The following is an 18868-nucleotide window of genomic DNA, read 5'->3' as shown; positions in this document are numbered from 1 at the left end:
TCCTGGCCCAGGAGGTCCGGCGGCGGGAAGGGCTCGAATAACGGGATCCGAGGTCGTGCGGATCGCCGGGCACCTGGTCGAGGCCTCCGGTGAGAAGGGCGGCCGGGGCGCCGTGGGGGTGGCCCGCACCCGACCTCGCGGCGCGTGTCGGCCGTGCCGTCCGCGCCGATTCCGAGGTGATGCGGCGGGTTCGGGAGGCGGTCTGTCCGCACAACTCGCGGCTGTCCATGCAGGTGTGCTTTTCCGCGGTTCATTTCGCGGCGCTGCGCGATGCCGCCGTGCCGCTCCCGGACCTGCCGGATCCCTTCGAGCCGTTCCTGCTGTTCTATGGGCGTGGCGAGGGGTTCTGGCGCGATGACGCGTGGCCGGCGTTCGACGATGGGACGCGGGTGCGCACGGGGCGGCCTCGCGATCACCTTGACGACCGTCCGCGTGCGTCCATGGACCACGAGACGCCGGACGTCCTCGACGGGCTCCGCCGATGCGGGTGACCCTGGCCTTGGACGCGTGCGGTCCCGGGGCGCCTTTCGTCGTGCCGCGTGTCCTTGAGCAGCCGGGGATCGTCGCCGTGATCTCCCAGGTGGAGGTCGGGGCGCACACCGGGTGGCCGATCACTTACTTCGGGCCCCGGCCGCGTAACACGGCCATGGAGAATCTGCGGGGCGCCCAGAGTTATCCGGTGTTCGACGATGACGGCCGGGTCCGCTACACCTCCGTACATGAAGGGCGTGTGACGGCGCAGACCGGACCCATGGGACGACATGCGTGTTCTCCCTCGGAGAGCATCAGCGTGTCGAGGAGCCGGCCGGCTGGGGGCGAGGGAAGCGATGGCACGTGTGGCGGGGCTGAGGTACTGCCTGTGGGACGACTTCCTGCCGGTCTTCCTGATCGACGTTGATGACGGCGGTCTGGAGGCGTGGGTGTACGACGGTGAGAGCGGCGGGTTCCGGTCGAGTCTCGGTCACGTCAGGGTGATGTTCGATCCGTACACCCCGTCGGATCAGTTGACGCGTGAGGAGTTCATCCAGGAGGTCGAGGCGCGCCGCGCGAGGGATATGGAGCGGGGCCTGCTGAAGTGGGAGGGGCCGGTCGTTCCGCTCTACGAGACGATGCTGGCCCTTCTTAAGCGGGAACGTCTCAGTTCCGAGGAGAGGGCGCTCGTGCGCAACCTCAGCATGCGCACCCATGCGATGTTCGAGGCCGAGTTGCGGGAACGCGGCGGTCTGGGGCTGCCGGAGGTGGGCGACCCCATGCCGGTCGATCCTCGGCTCAGCGAGCCGATCTCGCCCGACTGGCGGGTGCTTCCGGACGACCTGGTGGGCGAGTTCGCCCGTCGTCTGGCCGGGTTGGGCGCCGCGCTGCAGAGCCGCGACGCGGCGGCGGTCGCGGCGGCCCTGGGCCGGCCCATCGCCGAGGACACCGGGAACCGGTGGCGCCTCGACTCCGGGCTCCCGCTGACCAAGGGGGACATCTGGATCGAGGACCGTGACGGGTACCTGACCGTGGACGTCCCGCTCACCGACAGCGGCAACGAGTCGCGTCCCGCGTTCTCCCGGTTCCTGTTCCGGGAGTTCAAGCGGGCTGCGGAGGTCGTCCAGGCGGTCTACGACCGGCGCTACCGGGAGACCGGCGGCCGCTGGCCCGAACGCAGCTGGGAGGCGGACGGCGTCGGGATCTTCCTCCGCCGCGGCGCCACCTGCGTGCACCTGCTGGCGATGCCGCAGGAACAGGCCGCAGAACGCTTCGAGCAGGTCGTCCGGGAATCGATGATGGAATGACGGGACCGGCCGCCCGCGCACGGTCCGGACGACGGGAATGGAGCGATGAACGACGGAGAAACCGAGGCCCGCATGGCGGGACTTGGTCAACTCGCTGTTGTATGACACGCAGTTCGTTCGCGTGCTCGACGACAAGGTGGTCAGGGAGTGCGCCGAGCACCTGGTCGGCAGGATCAGGGCGTGATACGTGAAGGTGCAGTCGAGACTGTAGAAGGTCTTCCGGGGATTGCCCGACGAACATGACAGGTCCCGTGCTCATGCTTTGGTGGCGTTCGGGGGAGGAGGTCGCGTTGGTCGGGCCGTGGTGGCCGGGCAGGGATGATGTCGCCGTTGTGGCCCGGGATGTTGACCGTGCGGCGGAGACGTGGGCCGCGTTCCTCGACGCCACCGGCTTCACCGCCGACGAGGTCGCCCCTGTGACGGCTGCGGCATAGGCGCCGCATCGCCGCGGGCGAGGTGCCCGACATTAGGGTGATGACGGAGTTGCGGGGGAGTCTTCCCGGCTCAGGGCTCCGGTGCGATGCCGGACGTGGTCTTTGCGGGACGGCGAGCAGGAAGGACCCGGGAGATGGGCGAGGCGATGGCGGCGGAGCCGCGGTGCGCCGCTCTCATCCCGGGAGCGAGGGGCGCGGGGAGTCCGCCACGTCGAGGGCGGCCGGGGCCGTTGTGCCCGGGCGATGTGACCCGGCAGAAGGTCGAGGAAGCGCCGCCGATGCCGCAGCTGGAGACGATTCCGGTGGGCACCGAGGTCGACGCCTACGGCGACCGCGACGAGCCCTTCGTCTACCTCATCGGGACCCCGTTCTCCCGGCGCAACCTGCGGGGCGGACCGCAGCACCACGCCTACCACGTGTACCGGGTGGTGCGACCGTTGCAGGGATACCCCCACATCTTCGCGCCCTGGCCGTTCTATCCCAGCGAGGACGACCCGGCGGAGCCGCGGCCGGGGGAGAAACGGGGCGGCTGGTATCTGGGTGAGACGATCGAGGAGCTGATCCGCGCCGGGTGTCTGGTCGAGATCACCGGACGGGGCGGCGAGCCCGTCGAGCCCACCGGGCGACGGAGCGACGTGAACGGAGGGACCGACCAGTGACCGACCGACCCGCCCAGCCGGAGCCGGGCCGCCGCGAGCCGGAGTACTACCTGTACGAGGAGTGGCCCGTCGTCTTCGTCGAGCCGCCCGGCGGCGGGCTGGACTGCCTGGCGATGAACGCCGACACCGGGGAGTTCCAGCGGGAGATGCGCTACTACCGCGACATCCGGACCAAGCTCGACGCGAACGTCGACCGGGTTCCGCGGGAGGAGTTCGTCCAGTGGGTCGAGCGGCAGCGCGGCAGGCACGTGAAGGGCGAGGGTCCCGTCTTCGCGCTCTACGAGACGATCCAGGCCGTCGAGGACACCGCCCGCGAGCAGGGCAGGACGCTCACCGACGAGGAGCGGGCCCTCATCCACACCCTGCGCCTGCGCACGCACGAGATGTTCGAGGCGGCGATCCGGGAACGCGGCGGGATCGGAGCGCAGACCGGCGTGTGACGGCGGCGGGACTGAACGGCCGGGAGACGGCCGGCCGGAGTCCGACAAGCCCGGTGGATCGCTCCGGGGACGGTTTCCGTTCCGGGACCGGACGCTAGTGTGAAGGATCTATGCCGGATCATCACGACGTGGACGGTGTTCCGGGCGTGCCGCAGGACGAGCACGAGCTCGTCGCGATGCTGCATCCCGACAACCCGATGCTCTTCGCGCACGCACGACGGTGGCTGGCGAGATCACTTCCCGAGGGCGCGGCCCGTTTCCGGGTGGGGCGCGCGGCGCCGGGCTGCTGGTGCGTGCTGCGCGGCCCGGACGGCTGGCAGGTGGTCGGGGAGTCCGGGACGGCGACGTTCGGGAACGCCCGTGACGCGGTCGTCCACGCGATGGCCGAGATCATGGCCGCCGAGGGCATGACCGTCAACGACGAGATCCTCAAGATCACCGGGATCGTGCGGCCGAGCAGGCCCGCGAGCCGCGGCGAACGGGTCGTCTGGGAACTCGGGGACGTCGGGCGCGGGCTCTGGGAGCGGACCCGCGACGCGCCCCGGCCGGACCGGGAGACCGCCTCCCGCCGCGCCCATATCGGCCTCGAACCCCTGCAGGGCCACCCCTACGGCCATTTCGTCTGCGTGCCCGGCCCCCCTCCGCCCAGGGGGCCTTTCGTCAGCACGTACGAGGTCTTCGCGCTGCTGGCCGGGAAGCTGCTGCCCGGCCCGCTGGACCTCGACATCGACGGGCTCGGCGACGACGGGTCCCTGAACCTCCCCGAGGGCACCGAGGTCGACTGCTATGGCGGCACCGACCAGGTCATGGTCTACGCGCCGGGCACGGCGTACTCCAGGCGCGGCCACTCCGGCTCTCCCGCGGCCCACCCCTACCACCGGTACCGGGTGCGGCGCCCGCTCCGCGTCTACCCCGGCTTCTGGTTCCCGACGACCGTCCAGCCGACCCTCGAGGAGACCCGTAACCCACCGGATGGGGAGGGCCTCGGCTACTACCTGGTCGACTCCGTCGCCGACCTGCTGGACTCCGGTGCCCTGGCCGAGGTCGCCCCGGTCGGCCGCTGGAGGACGTCATGGCCCTGACCCCCGAGGAACGCGACGCCCGGCTCGACCGGATCGCCACGGTGCTGGTCCATCTGCTGCCCGGCGGCTGGGAGAGCGCCGAGCTGACCTACCACGCCTTCGGCCGGAACCACGAGGTGGCCGGCCTGACCGGGGAGATGCTGGAGAGGTGGCGGGGCCGATACCCCGTCCAGCAGGCGGGAAGGCTGCTGCCCCGGTCCGGCGCGCTGGAACTGCTCCGCGAACTGCGCCGGGACATGTACGAGCCGGAGCACGGCACCTGGACGGCCCTGCGGATGACCGTGCGGTCCGGTGCCGACGAGGCCCGGTGGGACGCCGGGTTCCAGCATCTGGACGACATCGCCTGGGAGGTCTCCCCGGCCGACTGCGCCGCGGAACTCGCCCTGTTCCCGCGCCCGCCCGAGACGGTCCCGGGCTGGATGCGGCACCGGTGCGCCCTGCACGAAGCGGCGGCGTCGTTCGATCCCCGCGCCCTCCTCGCCGAACCCCAGAGCGAGGGCGCGCTCGTCGAGGCGCTCGGACGGGAGGACCCGCAACTGTTCCAGCAGGCCCGGCTCAAGCTGCAGCGGTTCCTCCCCGGAGGGGCCGAGCGCCTGCGCATCGGCGGGGTGGTCCCCGGCTGCTGGTCGGTCGTCCGGGCCGAGCCCGCCTGGCTGGCGGTGCGTTGTGACGACGGCGGCGCGTGCGGCACCGTGGTCCCGTTCGACAGCGCGCGGGACGCCCTCGCGCACGCCATGGGCGGCATCATGGCCGAGCAGGGCGTCGAGGTGAACACCAGGATCCTCAGCCTCGCGCGGCTCATCGCAGAGCGCGTGCAACCCCGGAAGGGGGTGGCGGCCTGGACGTTCGGAGACGACTACCGCCCGCTTCACGGACGCAGGGCGGCCTCGGCGCGTCCCCCCGCCGAGGTCGCCGCCCGCAACGCCTACGTCGCCCTGGACGCGTTCGACAACGCCCCGTACGAGTACCTGGTCTGCCGGCCCGGACCGCCCCCGGAGACCGGCGGGTACGTGAGCGTCCACGAGGTCTTCGAACTGGCCGCCAGGAACAGCCTTCCCAAGCCGCCGCGACCGGCGACGCGCAGTGCGACGCGCAGTGCGCCGCGGCGAGAGCCGGAGATCCTGCCGGAGGGCACCGAGGTCGACGCCTACGGCGACCGCAACCAGCCCTTCGTGTACTCCATCGGGACCCCGTTCTCCCGGCGGGGCCTGCGGGGCACGCCGGACGGCTACGAGTACCACGTGTACCGCGTGCGCAAGCCGCTGAGCGCCTATCCGGGGCTCTTCGCGCCGTGGCCGTTCCACCCGAGCGAGGACGATTCCGCACGGCCGGAGGACGACTGGGCCGGCTACTACCTGGCCGATTCGATCGAGACCTTCATCCGGTCCGGGCATCTGGTGGAGATCACCGGCCCCGGGGGAACACCGATCGATCCGGCGGACGAGGCGCCGGAGCAGACGAAGGGATGACGATGACCGACCAGCCCCCGGGCCCGGCCCGCGGTCCGCTGCCCCACGACGAGCGCCGTTGCGAGGAGCTGACCCTCAAGCTGGGCCGGATCCTGACGCAGATCGTCCCCGAGGGATGGCGGCGGATCGATCTGAAGATCCTCATGACGGCCGGGATCAGCGACGTGTCGCTGACCGTCGTCATGGGGGACGGGAGCTCGCCGGAGGTCCAGCCGGTGCGCGAGCTGACCGAGATCGCCGCCGAGCTGCGGGCCAGGATGTACCGGCCGGGCCGGGGCACCTGGTTCGGGATGCGGTACATGATGGACCCGCCCGGCGCGTACTGGGTCAGCTACAACACCGACTACGACCCGATGTGGTCACCGCCCCTGCCGCCCGGCGCCTACGAGCAGGACCTGGCGGCCTTCCCCCGTGACGAGCAGCACATCCCCGACTGGTTGCGCGCCGAGCTCCGGCGTTCCCCCGCGCACGACGGCTGAGCCGCGGTCATCCGGTCGTCCACAGGAAGCGAGTACACGGTGAGCGATGTTCCGCCGCTGAACCCGATGGAGCAGAAGGCGCTGCTGGAGGAGATCACCCTGGTGCTGGTGCACAGCCTGCCGCCCGGCTGGCAGGGCTGCACCGTCCTGCACCGCGCGCTCGGTTCGCACAGCGAGACGCTCGGTCAGTTCTGGACGGTCTCGCGCCAGACGCCCCGCCTGCTCGACCCCCATCCCGCGCTGGCGGAGCTGTTCGGCCGGCTGCGCTCCGGAATGTACGTCCCGCAGGTCGGCACCTGGTTCAAGGCCACCTTCCGGCTCGATTTCCCGTTCAGCCATCAGGTCTCCTACAGCCGAGACGAGCCCGACTGGCGGAGAACCGCACCCCCGCCCGGCGCCTACGCCGAGGAACTGCGCGTTTTCCCCCGCAGCCCCGAGAACATCCCGTCCTGGCTGACGAGCCACGCCGACCCGGGCTCCCCGTAGAGCGGCCGAGAGCGTCACCTCCCGTTGCGCGGGCCGGATCCGGTCCGGGGATCACGGGATGCCTTGGGCGGTCTCCCTGGGGTCGAAGGAGCGGTGGCCGAAGTCCTCGGGCCAGGGGCGCCCAGGGCGGCCCACCAACGCAGGTAGGGCTCGCCCAGGCAGCCGGGGAGGGCGCCGTCCTTCGACCACGTGGCGGAGACCTCGTCCAGGAGGGCGGGGTCCGCGTCGAAGAGGACGGCGGCGGCCCGGCGGGTCTCGGGGGTGTCGTTGGCCGGGAGGGGGGCGGCGGAATCCTCGGTGATGGAGGCGAGGTGGACGCTTTCGGCGTCGGGGCCCAGGACTTCGTTCAGGACGCCGAACTCGTCGTAGTCGGCGGCGGTGATGGCGCGATCGGCCCAGTGGGGGACGAGCCGGGCCATCGTGGAGGGGAAGTCGGGGGCGTAGTCGGCGTAGACGTAGACGCGACGGCCCTCGGCCATGACCCGGAGGGTGTCCTTGCAGGACTCGCAGAGGGCGCCGACGAACTCACCGGGGTCGCGGCCGTCCGACAGGTCCACCACGGCCCATCCGCTGAACGAAGACATGGGACGGACCGTAGCAGCGGGTGGTGACGGCGTCAGGGGAGCAGGGACTCGATGATGTCGGCGGCCTTCGCCGTGCCTTTCTCGTAGGTGAGGCGGTCGCCCACGCGGTATGCGCCGGTCTGGATGGCGGGGTCCTTCAACGCCTGGCGGATGGCGTCGGCCAGGCCCTCCACGGTCAGTGAGCGGAACGGGATGGGGGCGGGGCCCGCGCTCATGGCGGCCACGCGTTCGCCCCAGTACGGCTGGTCGCCGAAGAACGGGCACACCAGCGTGGGGATGCCGTAGCGGAGGCCGGTGGCGGTGGTGCCCGCGCCGCCGTGGTGGACGACGGCGGCCATGTGGGGGAACAGCCACGAGTGGGGGACGTCCTCTATGACGAGGACATCGTCGGAACCGGGGAGTTCGTGCTTGGGGTCGCCCTGGACCACGCCCCGTACGCGCGCCGCGCGCAGGGCCGCCACCACCAGGTCGTGGGTCTCCACCGGGTCGGAGGGCACCATGCTGCCGAAGCCCACATAGACCGGCGCCGGGCCGGCCGACAGGAACGACGCCAGTTCCTCCGGCGGCCGGTACGCCGGCTCGTCCAGGAACCAGTAGCCCGTCACGTGCACGTTCTCAGGCCAGTCGGGCGGCCGGGGCACCAGCACGGGGCTGAAGCAGCACAGGGCGGGACGGCCCTCGCGCCGCAGCCGGTGCATCGGGCCGCGCAGGGACATCGGCGGGAGCCCCAGCGAGGAGCGCCGCCAGTCGTTCAGGAACGTGCGGGCCAGTTGCCAGGCGATCTGGTCCACCAGCCGGAAGCTCAGCTCGTTGCCCCGCCGCCCGAGGTACCGGGCCTGCGGCAGCAGCGGGTGCGGGAACGCCCTGGTCGGATGGCTCGGCTGGTAGTGGATCAGCGCGGAGGGGACGCCGAGGTGCTCGGCCAGGTGCTCGCCCAGCGCGCCCGCGGTGGGGGCCAGGACGAAGTCGGCGTCCTCGGCGGCGCGCAGGATCTCCCCGAGGAGCCGTTCGGCCAGGGGCCCGAGGATGCGGCGGAAGTTCCGCAGGAACCGCACCGGGTTGCGGCCCCCGGCCAGGAGCCGCTGGCCCTCCTCGGTGTTGAGCACGTCACCGGGATCGATGCTCAGCGACGCGGCCTCCAGGCCCGCCGCGCCGATCAGGGCCGCGTAGCGGGCGGCGGCGATCACGCGGACCCGGTGGCCGCGGGCCGCCAGTTCGCATCCGAGCGCCACGCAGGGCTGGATGTCGCCGCGCGAACCCAGCGCGAGCAGCACGACAGTCCGCTGCACGAGACCTCCTGAGGTGTCCCGGGGGGATCAGGGACGGTATCCGAAGCGGGCGATACCGGGCCACTCCGTCGACCGGTCAATTCAACCCCGGAATCTGTCACCGTCCGCGAATCCCGGCGGATCCGGCGGCGGCGTCCAGTCCGGGCCGGACGTCGTGTACCGGGGCCGATACCGCCGTCCGCCCGTCGTCCCGCCGAGACGCCCCGAAGGCTGGACGAACCACGCGCCCGGCTCGGCCGAAGACGGGGATCCCCCGTAGGCCGCCCCCACCGCCACGGGCTCCCGCACCCGTTCCGGCCGGGGAACGGGCACCGGGGCCTCCCCGGCCGGGGTCCGCCGCCGGGGCGGCAGGGTCAGCGCGCTGATCACCGCTCCCAGCAGCACCAGCGCCGCCCCCACCAGCAGCCCCACCGAGGCCCCGTGCCGGAACGCCTCCGCGCCGGTCTCCCCGGACCGGGCGGCCTGCCGTTCCAGCACGTCGATCACCACGCCCAGCACCGCGATCCCCAGCGCCGCCGACACCTCGCGGACCACGCTGAGGATCCCCCCGGCCACCCCCGCCCGCTCGTCGGGGATCGCCTTCAGCGCGTACATCGCCAGCGGCATCGTCAGCGCCGACCCGATGCCGCACAGCGCGATCCCCGGCATCAGCTCGGCGAACCCGTCACCGGCCTGCAGCGCCGTGAACGCCGCCATCCCGCCCGCCAGCAGCAGCATCCCGGCGGCGACCGTGGGCCGCGCCCCCACCCGGCCCGCCAGCACGAACGACACCGGCGTCAGCACCAGCACCAGCAGCGCCGGCGGAACGTAGGCCAGCGCCGCCGTGGTGGGCCGGAACCCCAGCACCGTCTGCATGAACAGCGCCGAGTAGTACATCACTCCGTTGAACCCGATGCCCCACAGCATCGAGGAGGCCAGCCCCCCGGAGAACACCCGGTTCCGGAAGAAGCCCATGTCGATCATCGGGTTCGGCGCCCAGCGCTCCACCACCACGAACGACACCGCCGCCAGCACCGCGATCCCCAGCACCGCCAGCACGGCCGGGTCGCCGTACCCGGCCTCGCCGCCCGCGTGCAGCGCGTACACCAGCGTGAACAGCATGGTCGCCGACAGGATCACGCCCGGCATGTCCAGCGCCGTCCCGGCCCGGCCGGACCGGCCGCGCAGCACGGCCAGCCCCAGCGCGATCACCAGCACGCCCACCGGCACGTTGATCAGGAAGATCCAGCCCCAGTGCCAGCGCTCCACGATGAACCCGCCGACGCTGGGCCCGCCCGCCATCGCGCACGCCAGCGACCCCAGCCACACGACCTGCCCGAGGGAGCGCTGCCGGTCGTCGCGGCCCACCGTGATCGCCACCAGCAGGGCGGGCAGCGCCAGCGCCGCGCCCGAGCCCTGCACCACCCGGGCCCCGATCAGCGTCGGCGCGGATTCGGCGAGCCCGGACACCGCGGAGGCGGCGGTGAACACCGCCATTCCGGTGACGAAGGTCACACGGCAGCCGTAAAGGTCGGCCAGCCGTCCTCCCGCGACCATCAGACAGGAGAACATCACGATGTAGCCGATCGTCACCCAGCGCAGTTCCGCGGCGCTCAGACCGAGATCGTCGCGGATGGTCTGCTGCGCGATCGCGACCACCGAGTTGTCCATGGTGATCATGAACGCGCTGACGGCGACCACCGCCAGGGCCCATCGATATCGGCCGCGGGTCAACTGGCTGAACCCTTTCCCCTCCGCCGCCGTCCCGCCTCGCGCCCACGGCGGTGAGCAGGCAGGACGTCCGTCCGCCCGGCGGGGCGGCGCGGAGCCCGCGCACCCGTCCGGCCCGGCCGTTGCGAAGCCGTGATCTGCGATGTTCCGGCGCCGCTCGCTCCCCGGTCGAAGGGCGCGGACACAACTCGGTGACCTATCCATCTGGCCACACCGGCCACATCGGCGTCTTGTCACGGCCGTGACAAGGAACCAGGGAGAAACGTGGTCTGGATGCGCATCGTGGGATGGCCGGGCTGGGCCAAGGTGAAGCCCCTTGCTTCGAACGATCCGGACCTCATCGATGGGGGAACCGACGTATGTCGAACAACGATCGTTCTGGAGCCGCGCCGGAAGACGATCCGCGGATCATCGAGGATTCGGTTCGTCGGTTCCTGATCGAGCAGATCGCGCGTCGCTCCAGGATCACGGCCGCAGAGGTGGACCCCGACCGTCCCGTCGAGGAGTTCGGGCTGGCGTCCCGGGACGCCGTCGCCATCGCCGGCGAGCTCGAGCAGATGCTGGGCCGGGCGCTGCCCGCCACGCTGGTCTGGGAGCACCCGACGATCAACGGACTGGCCGCCGCGCTGGCCGGGACGGCCCCCGCGCCCGCCCCGGCGGCCTCGGCTCCGGTGACCCGGCCGGAGGGCGACGAGCCGATCGCCGTGATCGGCATCGGCTGCCGGTTCCCCGGCGGCGGGCACGGCGACCTGCACGGGCCGCAGGAGTTCTGGCGGTTCCTGCTCGGGGAGGGCGACGCGGTCCGCGAGGTCCCGCCCGGCCGGTGGGACGCCTTCGACGACGGATCCCCCGAGGTGGGCGACCTGTTGGCACGGACCACGCGGCTCGGCGGGTTCCTGAACGACCTGGCCGGGTTCGACGCCCGCTTCTTCGGCATCACGCCCGGCGAGGCGGAGCTGATGGACCCGCAGCAGCGGCTGGTGCTGGAGGTGGCCTGGGAGGCGTTCGAGCACGCCGGCCTGGCTCCGGCCCGGCTGCGCGGCTCCCGCACCGGCGTGTTCGTCGGCGTCTCGGCCCCCGAGTACGCCGCGTTCACCGCCGCCGACCTGACCGCGGTGCAGCCGCACACCACGACGGGCGCGGCGCTGAGCATCATCGCCAACCGGCTGTCGTACCTGCTGGACCTGCGCGGCCCCAGCATGATCGTGGACACCGCCTGCTCGTCCTCGCTGGTCTCGACGCACCTGGCGGTACGGGCGCTGCGCGCCGGGGACGCCGACGTCGCGCTGGCCGGAGGCGTCAACCTGCTGCTGTCGCCGACCGTCACGATGACGTTCGACCAGGGCGGCGGCACCTCCCCGGACGGGCGCTGCAAGGCGTTCGACGCGTCGGCGGACGGCATGGTCCGCGCCGAGGGCTGCGGGGCGGTCGTGCTCAAGCGGCTCGGTGACGCGCAGCGCGACGGCGACCGGATCCTGGCGGTCATCCGCGGCACCGGCGTCAACTCCGACGGCCGCTCCAACGGCCTGGTCGCCCCCAACGCCGAGGCGCAGAAGGCCCTGCTCCGCGAGGTGTACGAAGCCTCCGGCGTCGACCCCAGGGAGGTCGACTACGTCGAGGCCCACGGCACCGGCACGTTCCTGGGCGACCCGATCGAGGCGCGCGCGCTCGGCGAGGTGCTGGGGCGGGGACGCGACGAGAGCGAGCCGCTGCTGCTCGGCTCGGCCAAGTCCAACGTCGGGCACATGGAGTCGGCCGCCGGCATCGCCGGGCTGATCAAGACGGTGCTGGCGCTGCACCACCGCACCATCCCGGCGAGCCTGCACTTCACCGAGCCCAACCCGCACATCCCGTTCGAGGAGATGCGGCTGGCGGTCACCGCCGAGCGGACCCCGTGGCCCGAGCGCGGGCACCCCGCCCGCGCGGGCGTGTCCGGGTTCGGGTTCGGCGGCACGAACGCGCACGTGGTCCTGGAGGAGGCCCCGGCGCAGGAGACGGTCCGGGACAACGCGTTGGTCCGGTCGTTCCCGCTGTCGGACGCCGCCCCGGAACGGATCGCCGCGCACGCCGCCGACCTGGCCGCCTGGCTCGGCGAGCACGAGGACGTCCACCTGGCCGACCTGGCCTGCACCCTGCACCGCCGCGACGGCCGGGGCCGTTCCCGCGCCGCCGTCGTCGCCCGCGACCACGAGGGCCTGCTGCACGGCCTGAAGGCGCTGGCGAACGGGGACCCGCACCCGGCCGTGGTGACCGGCACCGCGCTGGGCGCGCCGCGCAGGCCGGTGTGGGTGTTCTCCGGGTACGGGGCGCAGCGGCCCGGCATGGCCAGGCGCCTGCTCCAGGAGGAGGCGGCCTTCACCGAGGCGATCGATGACGTCGACGCGCTGATGGCCGAGGAGGCCGGGTTCTCGCTGTGGGACCAGATCGAGAGCGGCGAACTGCCGACGCCCGAACGCACGATGATGGTGCTGTTCGGCATCCAGATCGGCCTGGCCCGCATGTGGGCGTCCTACGGGATCACCCCGGCGGCGGTGGTCGGCCACTCGATGGGCGAGGTCGCGGCGGCGGTCGTCGCCGGGAAACTGACCCTTGAGGACGGCGTCAAGGTCATCTGCCGCCGCTCCCGGCTGCTGCTGCGGCTGGTCGGCGCGGGCGGCTCGATGGCGGTGATCGGCGGCTCCGAGGCCGAGGTGCGGGCGCTCGCCCACGACCTGCCGGACGTGCACCCGGCGGTGTTCTCCTCGCCGAGGCAGACCGTGGTCACCGGCGACGCCGAACAGATCGCCCGGGTCCTGGAACGGGCCGAGGCAGAAGGCCGGCTGGCCCGGATGGTCAAGGCCGAGGCCGCCGGGCACTCCCCGCAGACCGAGCCGCTGCTGCCCGAACTGCGCGAGGCCCTCGCCGACGTCGCCGCCGAACCCGGCACCCCGCTGGCCCCGGGCATCGCGTTCTACTCGACCGCCCTGGAGGACCCGCGCGGCGCGGACCGGCTCGACGCCGAGTACTGGGCGCGCAACCTGCGCAACCCGGTCAGGCTGACCGACGCGCTGACCGCCGCCGCCGACGACGGGCACCGCACGTTCGTCGAGATCAACGCGCACCCGATCCTGGCCGCCGCGCTGAACGAGACGCTGGAGGGCACGGGCGCGCTGATCGTCCACACTCTCAAGCGGGCTCGCAAAGGGTCGGGTGACCGCAGCGGAGCTCTGCGGAGCGAGGATCATCCGACCCGCTCTTCCGGGGGTCTGGGGGTCGCCCCCCAGACAAACAGGTCGGGTGACCGCAGCGGAGCTCTGCGGAGCGAGGATCATCCGACCCGCTCTTCCGGGGGTCTGGGGGTCGCCCCCCAGACAAACAGGTCGGGTGACCGCAGCGGAGCTCTGCGGAGCGAGGATCGCCCGACCCGCTCCTCGGGGGACCGGGGGTCGCTCCCCGGACAAGCAGGCCAGGAGACCGACGACGCGCTGACGTTCCACGCTCAGCTCGCCACGCTGGCCGCCCACGGATACCGGGTCGCAGAGCCGTCCGGCGCGCTGCTCGACCTGCCGCCCGCCCGCTGGTGGCACGAGCACTACTGGGTGAAGCCGCCCACCCGCAACGCCGCGAGCCGTGACGAGCACCCGCTGCTCGGCGCGCACGTGGAGCTGCCCGGCGAGGACCGGCACGTGTGGCGCGGCGACGTGGGCACCGCCGCCCGGCCGTGGATCGCCGAGAACGCCCCGCACGGGCTGCCGGTCCTGCCGATCGCCGCCATGGCGGAGATGGCGGTGGCCGCCGCCGCGCACGTGCTCGGCACCGGCGACCTGCGCCTGCACGGCCTGTGGACGCGGCGTCCGCTGGCGCTCGGCGAGCACACCGCCGTCACCACCACGTTCACCGAGGCCGACCGGCGGATCGAGATCCACGCCCGGACCCCCGCCGGGACGTTCGCCCGGATCGCGGAGGCCGAGGTGATCGAGGACTCCGGCCGGGCGCGGGCCGTCCCGGACGGCGAGGGCGCCGAGATCCCGGCCGCCGAACGCGGCAGCGCCCACTACCGGCTCCATCCCCAGGTGCTGGACCGCTGCCTGGCCGCCCTCTGCGGCCTGGCCGCCGCCGACGAGCCCGGCACCGTCTGGACCGCGGACGGCATCGGCGACCTGCGCGTCCACGGGCCGACGCACCGCGGCGGGCGCTGCCACGTCTCGATCACCCGCGGCGAGGACACCACCGGCGAGCTGGTCCTGGTCGGTGCGGACGGCGAGGTGCTGCTGGAGGCCGCCGGCATCGCACTGCGCCGGGTCGAGCGGTGCGACATCCCCGTGCCGCTGGACGACAAGCTCGTCGAGCTGGTGTGGGACACCACCGACACCCCGGCCCCGGCCGTCGCCGAGGGGAGCTGGCTGGTGCTGGCCGCCGACGGCGACCCGCTGGCCGACGACCTGGACGCAGGGCTTCGCGAACGCGGCCACCGGGTCGTCCGGCACGCCATCACGCGGCGGCCGCCCGAGGACCACCCGCCGATGGACGCCGTCCCGGCCGGTGTCGTGCTGGTCCCGCCGCCGTACCTGGTGGACGAGGACCTGGTGCTGATGGTCGCCGGGATCAGCCAGAGCGTGCCCAACGGCACGCGGCTGTGGGTGGCCACCCGCGCCGCGCTGCCGGTCCGCGACGGTGAGGCCGGGCGTCCCCGGCAGGGCTTCGTCCGCGCGCTGACCCGCGTGCTCGGCTTCGAGCGGGCCGCGCTGAAGGCGACGCTGGTGGACGTCGAGAACGCCGGCGACCTGGTGACCGAGCTGCTCGGGGGCCTGGACGACACCGAGGTCGCCTGGCGGGACGGCGTCCGCCGCGTCGCCCGGCTCGGCCGGGCCGCCCTGCCGCAGGGCCGCCCCCGGCGGATCGTCCGGCGCGGCGGCGCGTACGTCATCACCGGCGGGTACGGCGGCATCGGGCTGGTCACCGCGCAACTGCTGGCCGAGCGCGGCGCGGGCCGGATCGTGCTGTCCGGCCGCAGCGGACCCGGCCCCGACGCGGAGAAGGCCATCGCCCGGCTGCGGGAGAGCGGTGTCGACGTGGGCGTGGTCCTCGGCGACATCGCCGCGCCCGGAGTGGCCGAACGGCTCGTCGAGGCGGCCCGCGAGGGCGGCACCCGGCTGTACGGGGTGGTGCACGGCGCGGCCGGGATGGACGACCGGCTCATCGCCGACCTCGGCGCCGAAGACCTGCACCGGGTGTGGACGCCGAAGGTCGTCGGGGCGTGGCGGCTGCACGAGGCGCTCCAGGCCACCGGCGCCGACGCCGACCTGGACTTCTTCGTGACGCACTCCTCGGCGGCGGCGCTGCTGGGCTCGCCCGGCCAGGCCGCGTACGCCGCCGCCAACGCCGCGCTGGACGCGCTGGTGGACTGGCGGCGGGCGCAGGGCCTGCCCGCCACGACCGTCAACTGGGGCACCTGGTCACAGGTGGGCGGCGCGGCCGACCTGGCGATCAGGGTGCTGGACCCGATCAGCCCGCAGGAGGGCGCGGAGGCGCTGGAGGCGCTGCTGGCCCACGACCGGGCCGCCACCGGGGTGCTGCGGTTCGACCCGGCGACGGCGGTGGAGCTGTTCCCCGAGATCAGGCGGATGCCGTACTTCGCGGCGCTGGTCGAGGCGGCCGGGTCGGCCGACGAGGAGGACGCGGGCGACTGGCCCGGGGTCGCCGCGCTCCGCGAGATGGACCCCGACGCCGCCCGCGACGCGATCGGCGCCCGGGTCCGCCGGCGGATCGCCTCCGTCCTCGGCTACGCCCCCGAACGGCTCGACCCCGGCATGCCGCTCACCGACCTGGGCCTGGACTCCCTGGTCGCGGTGCGGATCAAGAGCGGCGTCGAGCACGACCTCGGCCTGACCGTTCCCGCCGCCCTGCTGCTGCAGGGCGCCACGATCGACACGTTCGGGGAGTGGGCGGCGACCGAGCTGGGGATCGGGGCGGGCACCCGGCCGGCGCCGAGCACGGTGTCGGGCGCCGAGGCCGGCTACGTCATGCCGCGCGACGCCGCCGAACGCCTCGCGGTGCGGATCTTCGAGGACGTGCTCGGGCTGGAGCGGGTGAGCGTCACCGCCGACTTCTTCGCCCTCGGCGGCCGGGAGCACCAGGCCGACCAGGTGGTCGCCGCCCTCGCCCGCGAGCTGGGCTGCGACCTGACCCGCGGGGAGGTGTTCGCCGCCCCCACCGCCGAGCACGTCGCCGAGCTGATCCGCGCGGTCGACGAGGAGGCCGCCCGGCAGACCGTCCGCCCGCTCAAGCCGGGCGCGCCCGGCCGCCGGCCGATCTTCATCGCCCACCCGGCGGGCGGCACCACCGCCTGCTACGCCCAGCTCGCCGCCCTGCTCGGCGACGACCAGCCGGTGTACGGGCTGGAGCGGTTCGACGACGCCCCGAGCGTGGAGGAGCGCGCCGCCCGCTACGTCGAGGCGCTGACGGAGTCCCAGCCGGAGGGCGCGTTCCGGCTCGGCGGCTGGTCGTTCGGCGGGGTGCTGGCCTACGAGACCGCCCGGCAGCTCACCGCGGCCGGGCGCGAGGTGGAGCTGGTGGCGCTGTTCGACGCCGGCCTGCCCGCCGAGGTGGACGACGAGGCCGACACGCTGGCGCGCCGGTTCGCCGCCTTCGCCGACTACCTGAACGAGACCTACGACCTGGGCGTCGAGCTCCGCTACGAGGAACTGGCGGGGCTCACCGAAGAGGCCCAGTTCGCGCTGGTGATGGAGCGGGCGGCCGGGCTCGCCGAGCTGCTGCCCCCCGCCGTGCTGCACCACCAGCTCACGTCCCACCAGGACACCCGCTCGCTGGAGGCGTACCGGCCCCGGCCCTACAGCGGAAGAGTGATCCTTTACCGTGCCCCCGAGGAGACCCCCTGGGCGGTGAAGGACGCCCGGTACGTGCCCGACCCGACCAACCGGTTCGGCGAGCACTGCACGCACCTGGAGATCGTGGAGATCCCCGGGGCGCACCATCTCAACCTGCTCGACCCGCCCGCGGTGGACCGCATCGCCGCGCACCTGGCCGAGCGGCTGGCCGCGGACTCCCCGGCCTGAGATCCCCCCCGCTCCCTCCGGAAAAGGTGAACGATGTCCGAACTGCTCGACGCCGTACGTCAGGGCGCCTCCCCCGCCGAGCTGCTGGAGTGCGACCTGCCCACCCGGTTCCAGGCGGCCTACACCCTGCGTGACGAGGTGGGCATTTTCGAGGGCGAGACCGACAAGGACGTCCGCCGCTCCATCCACGTCGGCGAGGTGGAGATGCCCGAACTCGCCCCCGACGAGGTCGTGGTGGCGGTGATGGCGGCGGCGGTCAACTTCAACAGCGTGTGGACGGCGATCTTCGAGCCGGTGCCCACCTTCGCGTTCCTGGAGAAGCTGGGCCGCACCGGCAGGTGGGGCGCCCGGCACGACCTGCCGTACCACATCCTCGGCTCGGACGCCGCCGGCGTGGTGGTGCGGGTCGGCGAGTCCGTCCGCCGGTTCAAGGTCGGCGACAAGGTGGTCGTCTCGGCCAACGCCGTCGACGAGCAGGACCCGGCGGTGCACGAGGACGGCCTGCTCGGCGACGAGGCGCTGGCCTGGGGCTTCGAGAACAACTTCGGCGCGTTCGGCCAGTTCACCGTCGTCAAGGCCAGCCAGCTGATCCCCAAGCCCGCGCACCTGTCGTGGGAGGAGGCCGCCGCCAACACGCTGTGCGCGGCCACCGCGTACCGGATGCTGATCGGCAAGCACGGCGCCCGCATGAAGATGGGCGACGTCGTGCTCATCTGGGGCGCCACCGGCGGGCTGGGCTCGTACGCGGTGCAGCTGGTCAAGAACGCCGGCGGCATCCCGGTCGCGGTGGTCTCCTCCGAAGAGAAGGCCGAGCTGGTGCGCCGCCAGGGCTGCGAGCACGTGATCAACCGGTCCGAGATCGACTTCGGCGACCGGGGCCTGTCGCACCCCAAGGGCTGGCGGCGGCTCGGCGAGGAGATCCGCCGGCTGGTCGGCGAGGACCCGCACATCGTGTTCGAGTACCTGGGCCGGGAGACCTTCGGCGCCTCGGTCTACGTGGCCCGCCGCGGCGGCCGGATCGTCACCTGCGGCTCCAGCACCGGTTACCGGCACGAGTACGACAACCGGTACCTGTGGATGAACGTCAAGAGCATCGTCGGCAGCCACGGCTTCAACTACGCCGAGGCCGTCGAGACCAACCGGCTGCTCGCCCTGGGCCTGCTGCACCCGACCCTGTCGCGGGTCTACCCGATGGAGCGGACCGGCGAGGCCGTCCGCTCCGTCCAGACCAACCGCCACGTCGGCAAGGTCGGCATCCTGATCAGCGCCACCGCCGAGCACCAGGGCATCGACGACCCCGCCCGGCGCGAGCGCCTCGGCGAGGAGGACATCACCCTCTACCGGGGCCGCTGACCGGATCACGACGGCCGTGACCCCGCGCCGCGGGGTCACGGCCGTCGCCG

Annotated in this window: 14 protein-coding genes; 11 read left to right on the top strand and 3 right to left on the bottom strand. The window is 73.2% G+C overall.

Annotation, left to right across the window (positions count from 1 at the left end; all coding sequences use genetic code 11):
• The first annotated feature begins 179 nt into the window (after positions 1 to 179).
• The 9 genes from HNR21_RS03405 to HNR21_RS03370 all read left to right on the top strand — a co-directional run bounded on the left by HNR21_RS03405 (position 180) and on the right by HNR21_RS03370 (position 6827).
• Positions 180 to 491 (top strand): hypothetical protein, encoded by a 312-nt coding sequence (locus HNR21_RS03405; protein ID WP_182704005.1) that lies wholly within the window; start codon positions 180 to 182, stop codon positions 489 to 491.
• Positions 482 to 898 (top strand): hypothetical protein, encoded by a 417-nt coding sequence (locus HNR21_RS36775; protein ID WP_512700782.1) that lies wholly within the window; start codon positions 482 to 484, stop codon positions 896 to 898. The genes HNR21_RS03405 and HNR21_RS36775 overlap by 10 nt, the downstream gene beginning before the upstream one ends.
• Positions 828 to 1778, top strand: a complete 951-nt coding sequence (locus tag HNR21_RS03400) for a DUF6301 family protein (RefSeq protein ID WP_182704004.1) — start codon at positions 828 to 830, stop codon at positions 1776 to 1778. Before HNR21_RS36775 ends, HNR21_RS03400 begins: the two co-directional genes overlap by 71 nt.
• Positions 1779 to 2490: 712 nt before the next feature.
• Complete coding sequence (locus HNR21_RS03395; protein WP_182704003.1) at positions 2491 to 2871, top strand: glycohydrolase toxin TNT-related protein; 381 nt, start codon at positions 2491 to 2493, stop codon at positions 2869 to 2871.
• The gene (locus HNR21_RS03390) at positions 2868 to 3311 is read left to right on the top strand and encodes a hypothetical protein (protein ID WP_182704002.1); all 444 of its coding nucleotides are present in this window, start codon (positions 2868 to 2870) and stop codon (positions 3309 to 3311) included. Before HNR21_RS03395 ends, HNR21_RS03390 begins: the two co-directional genes overlap by 4 nt.
• Positions 3312 to 3439: 128 nt before the next feature.
• Positions 3440 to 4393, top strand: a complete 954-nt coding sequence (locus HNR21_RS35850; protein ID WP_182704001.1) for a TNT domain-containing protein — start codon at positions 3440 to 3442, stop codon at positions 4391 to 4393.
• Complete coding sequence (locus HNR21_RS03380; RefSeq protein WP_182704000.1) at positions 4384 to 5862, top strand: TNT domain-containing protein; 1479 nt, start codon at positions 4384 to 4386, stop codon at positions 5860 to 5862. The genes HNR21_RS35850 and HNR21_RS03380 overlap by 10 nt, the downstream gene beginning before the upstream one ends.
• Positions 5863 to 5864: 2 nt before the next feature.
• On the top strand, positions 5865 to 6341 hold the full coding sequence (locus tag HNR21_RS03375) for a hypothetical protein (protein WP_182703999.1): 477 nt from the start codon (positions 5865 to 5867) through the stop codon (positions 6339 to 6341).
• A 39-nt stretch (positions 6342 to 6380) separates the two neighbouring features.
• On the top strand, positions 6381 to 6827 hold the full coding sequence (locus HNR21_RS03370) for a hypothetical protein (protein WP_182703998.1): 447 nt from the start codon (positions 6381 to 6383) through the stop codon (positions 6825 to 6827).
• A 14-nt stretch (positions 6828 to 6841) separates the two neighbouring features.
• Here HNR21_RS03370 and HNR21_RS03365 read toward each other — a convergent pair whose 3' ends face one another.
• From HNR21_RS03365 to HNR21_RS03355, 3 genes are all read right to left on the bottom strand, one after another.
• Positions 6842 to 7411 carry a hypothetical protein gene (locus HNR21_RS03365; protein WP_182703997.1) on the bottom strand — a complete coding sequence of 190 codons (570 nt, stop codon included), beginning with the start codon at positions 7409 to 7411 and terminating at the stop codon, positions 6842 to 6844.
• A gap of 32 nt (positions 7412 to 7443) precedes the next feature.
• Positions 7444 to 8700: a glycosyltransferase gene (locus HNR21_RS03360; RefSeq protein ID WP_182703996.1), complete on the bottom strand. Its 1257-nt coding sequence runs from the start codon at positions 8698 to 8700 to the stop codon at positions 7444 to 7446.
• Between the two features lie 81 nt (positions 8701 to 8781).
• Positions 8782 to 10413: an MFS transporter gene (locus HNR21_RS03355; protein ID WP_246441938.1), complete on the bottom strand. Its 1632-nt coding sequence runs from the start codon at positions 10411 to 10413 to the stop codon at positions 8782 to 8784.
• A gap of 356 nt (positions 10414 to 10769) precedes the next feature.
• Here HNR21_RS03355 and HNR21_RS34950 point away from each other — a divergent pair, with 356 nt between their 5' ends.
• Together HNR21_RS34950 and ccrA are read left to right on the top strand one after the other, a co-directional pair.
• Positions 10770 to 17465 carry a type I polyketide synthase gene (locus HNR21_RS34950; protein WP_246441936.1) on the top strand — a complete coding sequence of 2232 codons (6696 nt, stop codon included), beginning with the start codon at positions 10770 to 10772 and terminating at the stop codon, positions 17463 to 17465.
• A gap of 33 nt (positions 17466 to 17498) precedes the next feature.
• Positions 17499 to 18818 (top strand): crotonyl-CoA carboxylase/reductase, encoded by a 1320-nt coding sequence (ccrA, locus tag HNR21_RS03345; protein WP_182703995.1) that lies wholly within the window; start codon positions 17499 to 17501, stop codon positions 18816 to 18818.
• Positions 18819 to 18868: the final 50 nt, after the last annotated feature.

The organism is Thermomonospora cellulosilytica (genome assembly GCF_014138835.1).
Classification (GTDB): Bacteria; Actinomycetota; Actinomycetes; order Streptosporangiales; family Streptosporangiaceae; genus Thermomonospora; species Thermomonospora amylolytica.
Note: the sequence above shows the minus strand (reverse complement) of the source record. Positions and strands in the feature narration are given on the sequence as shown.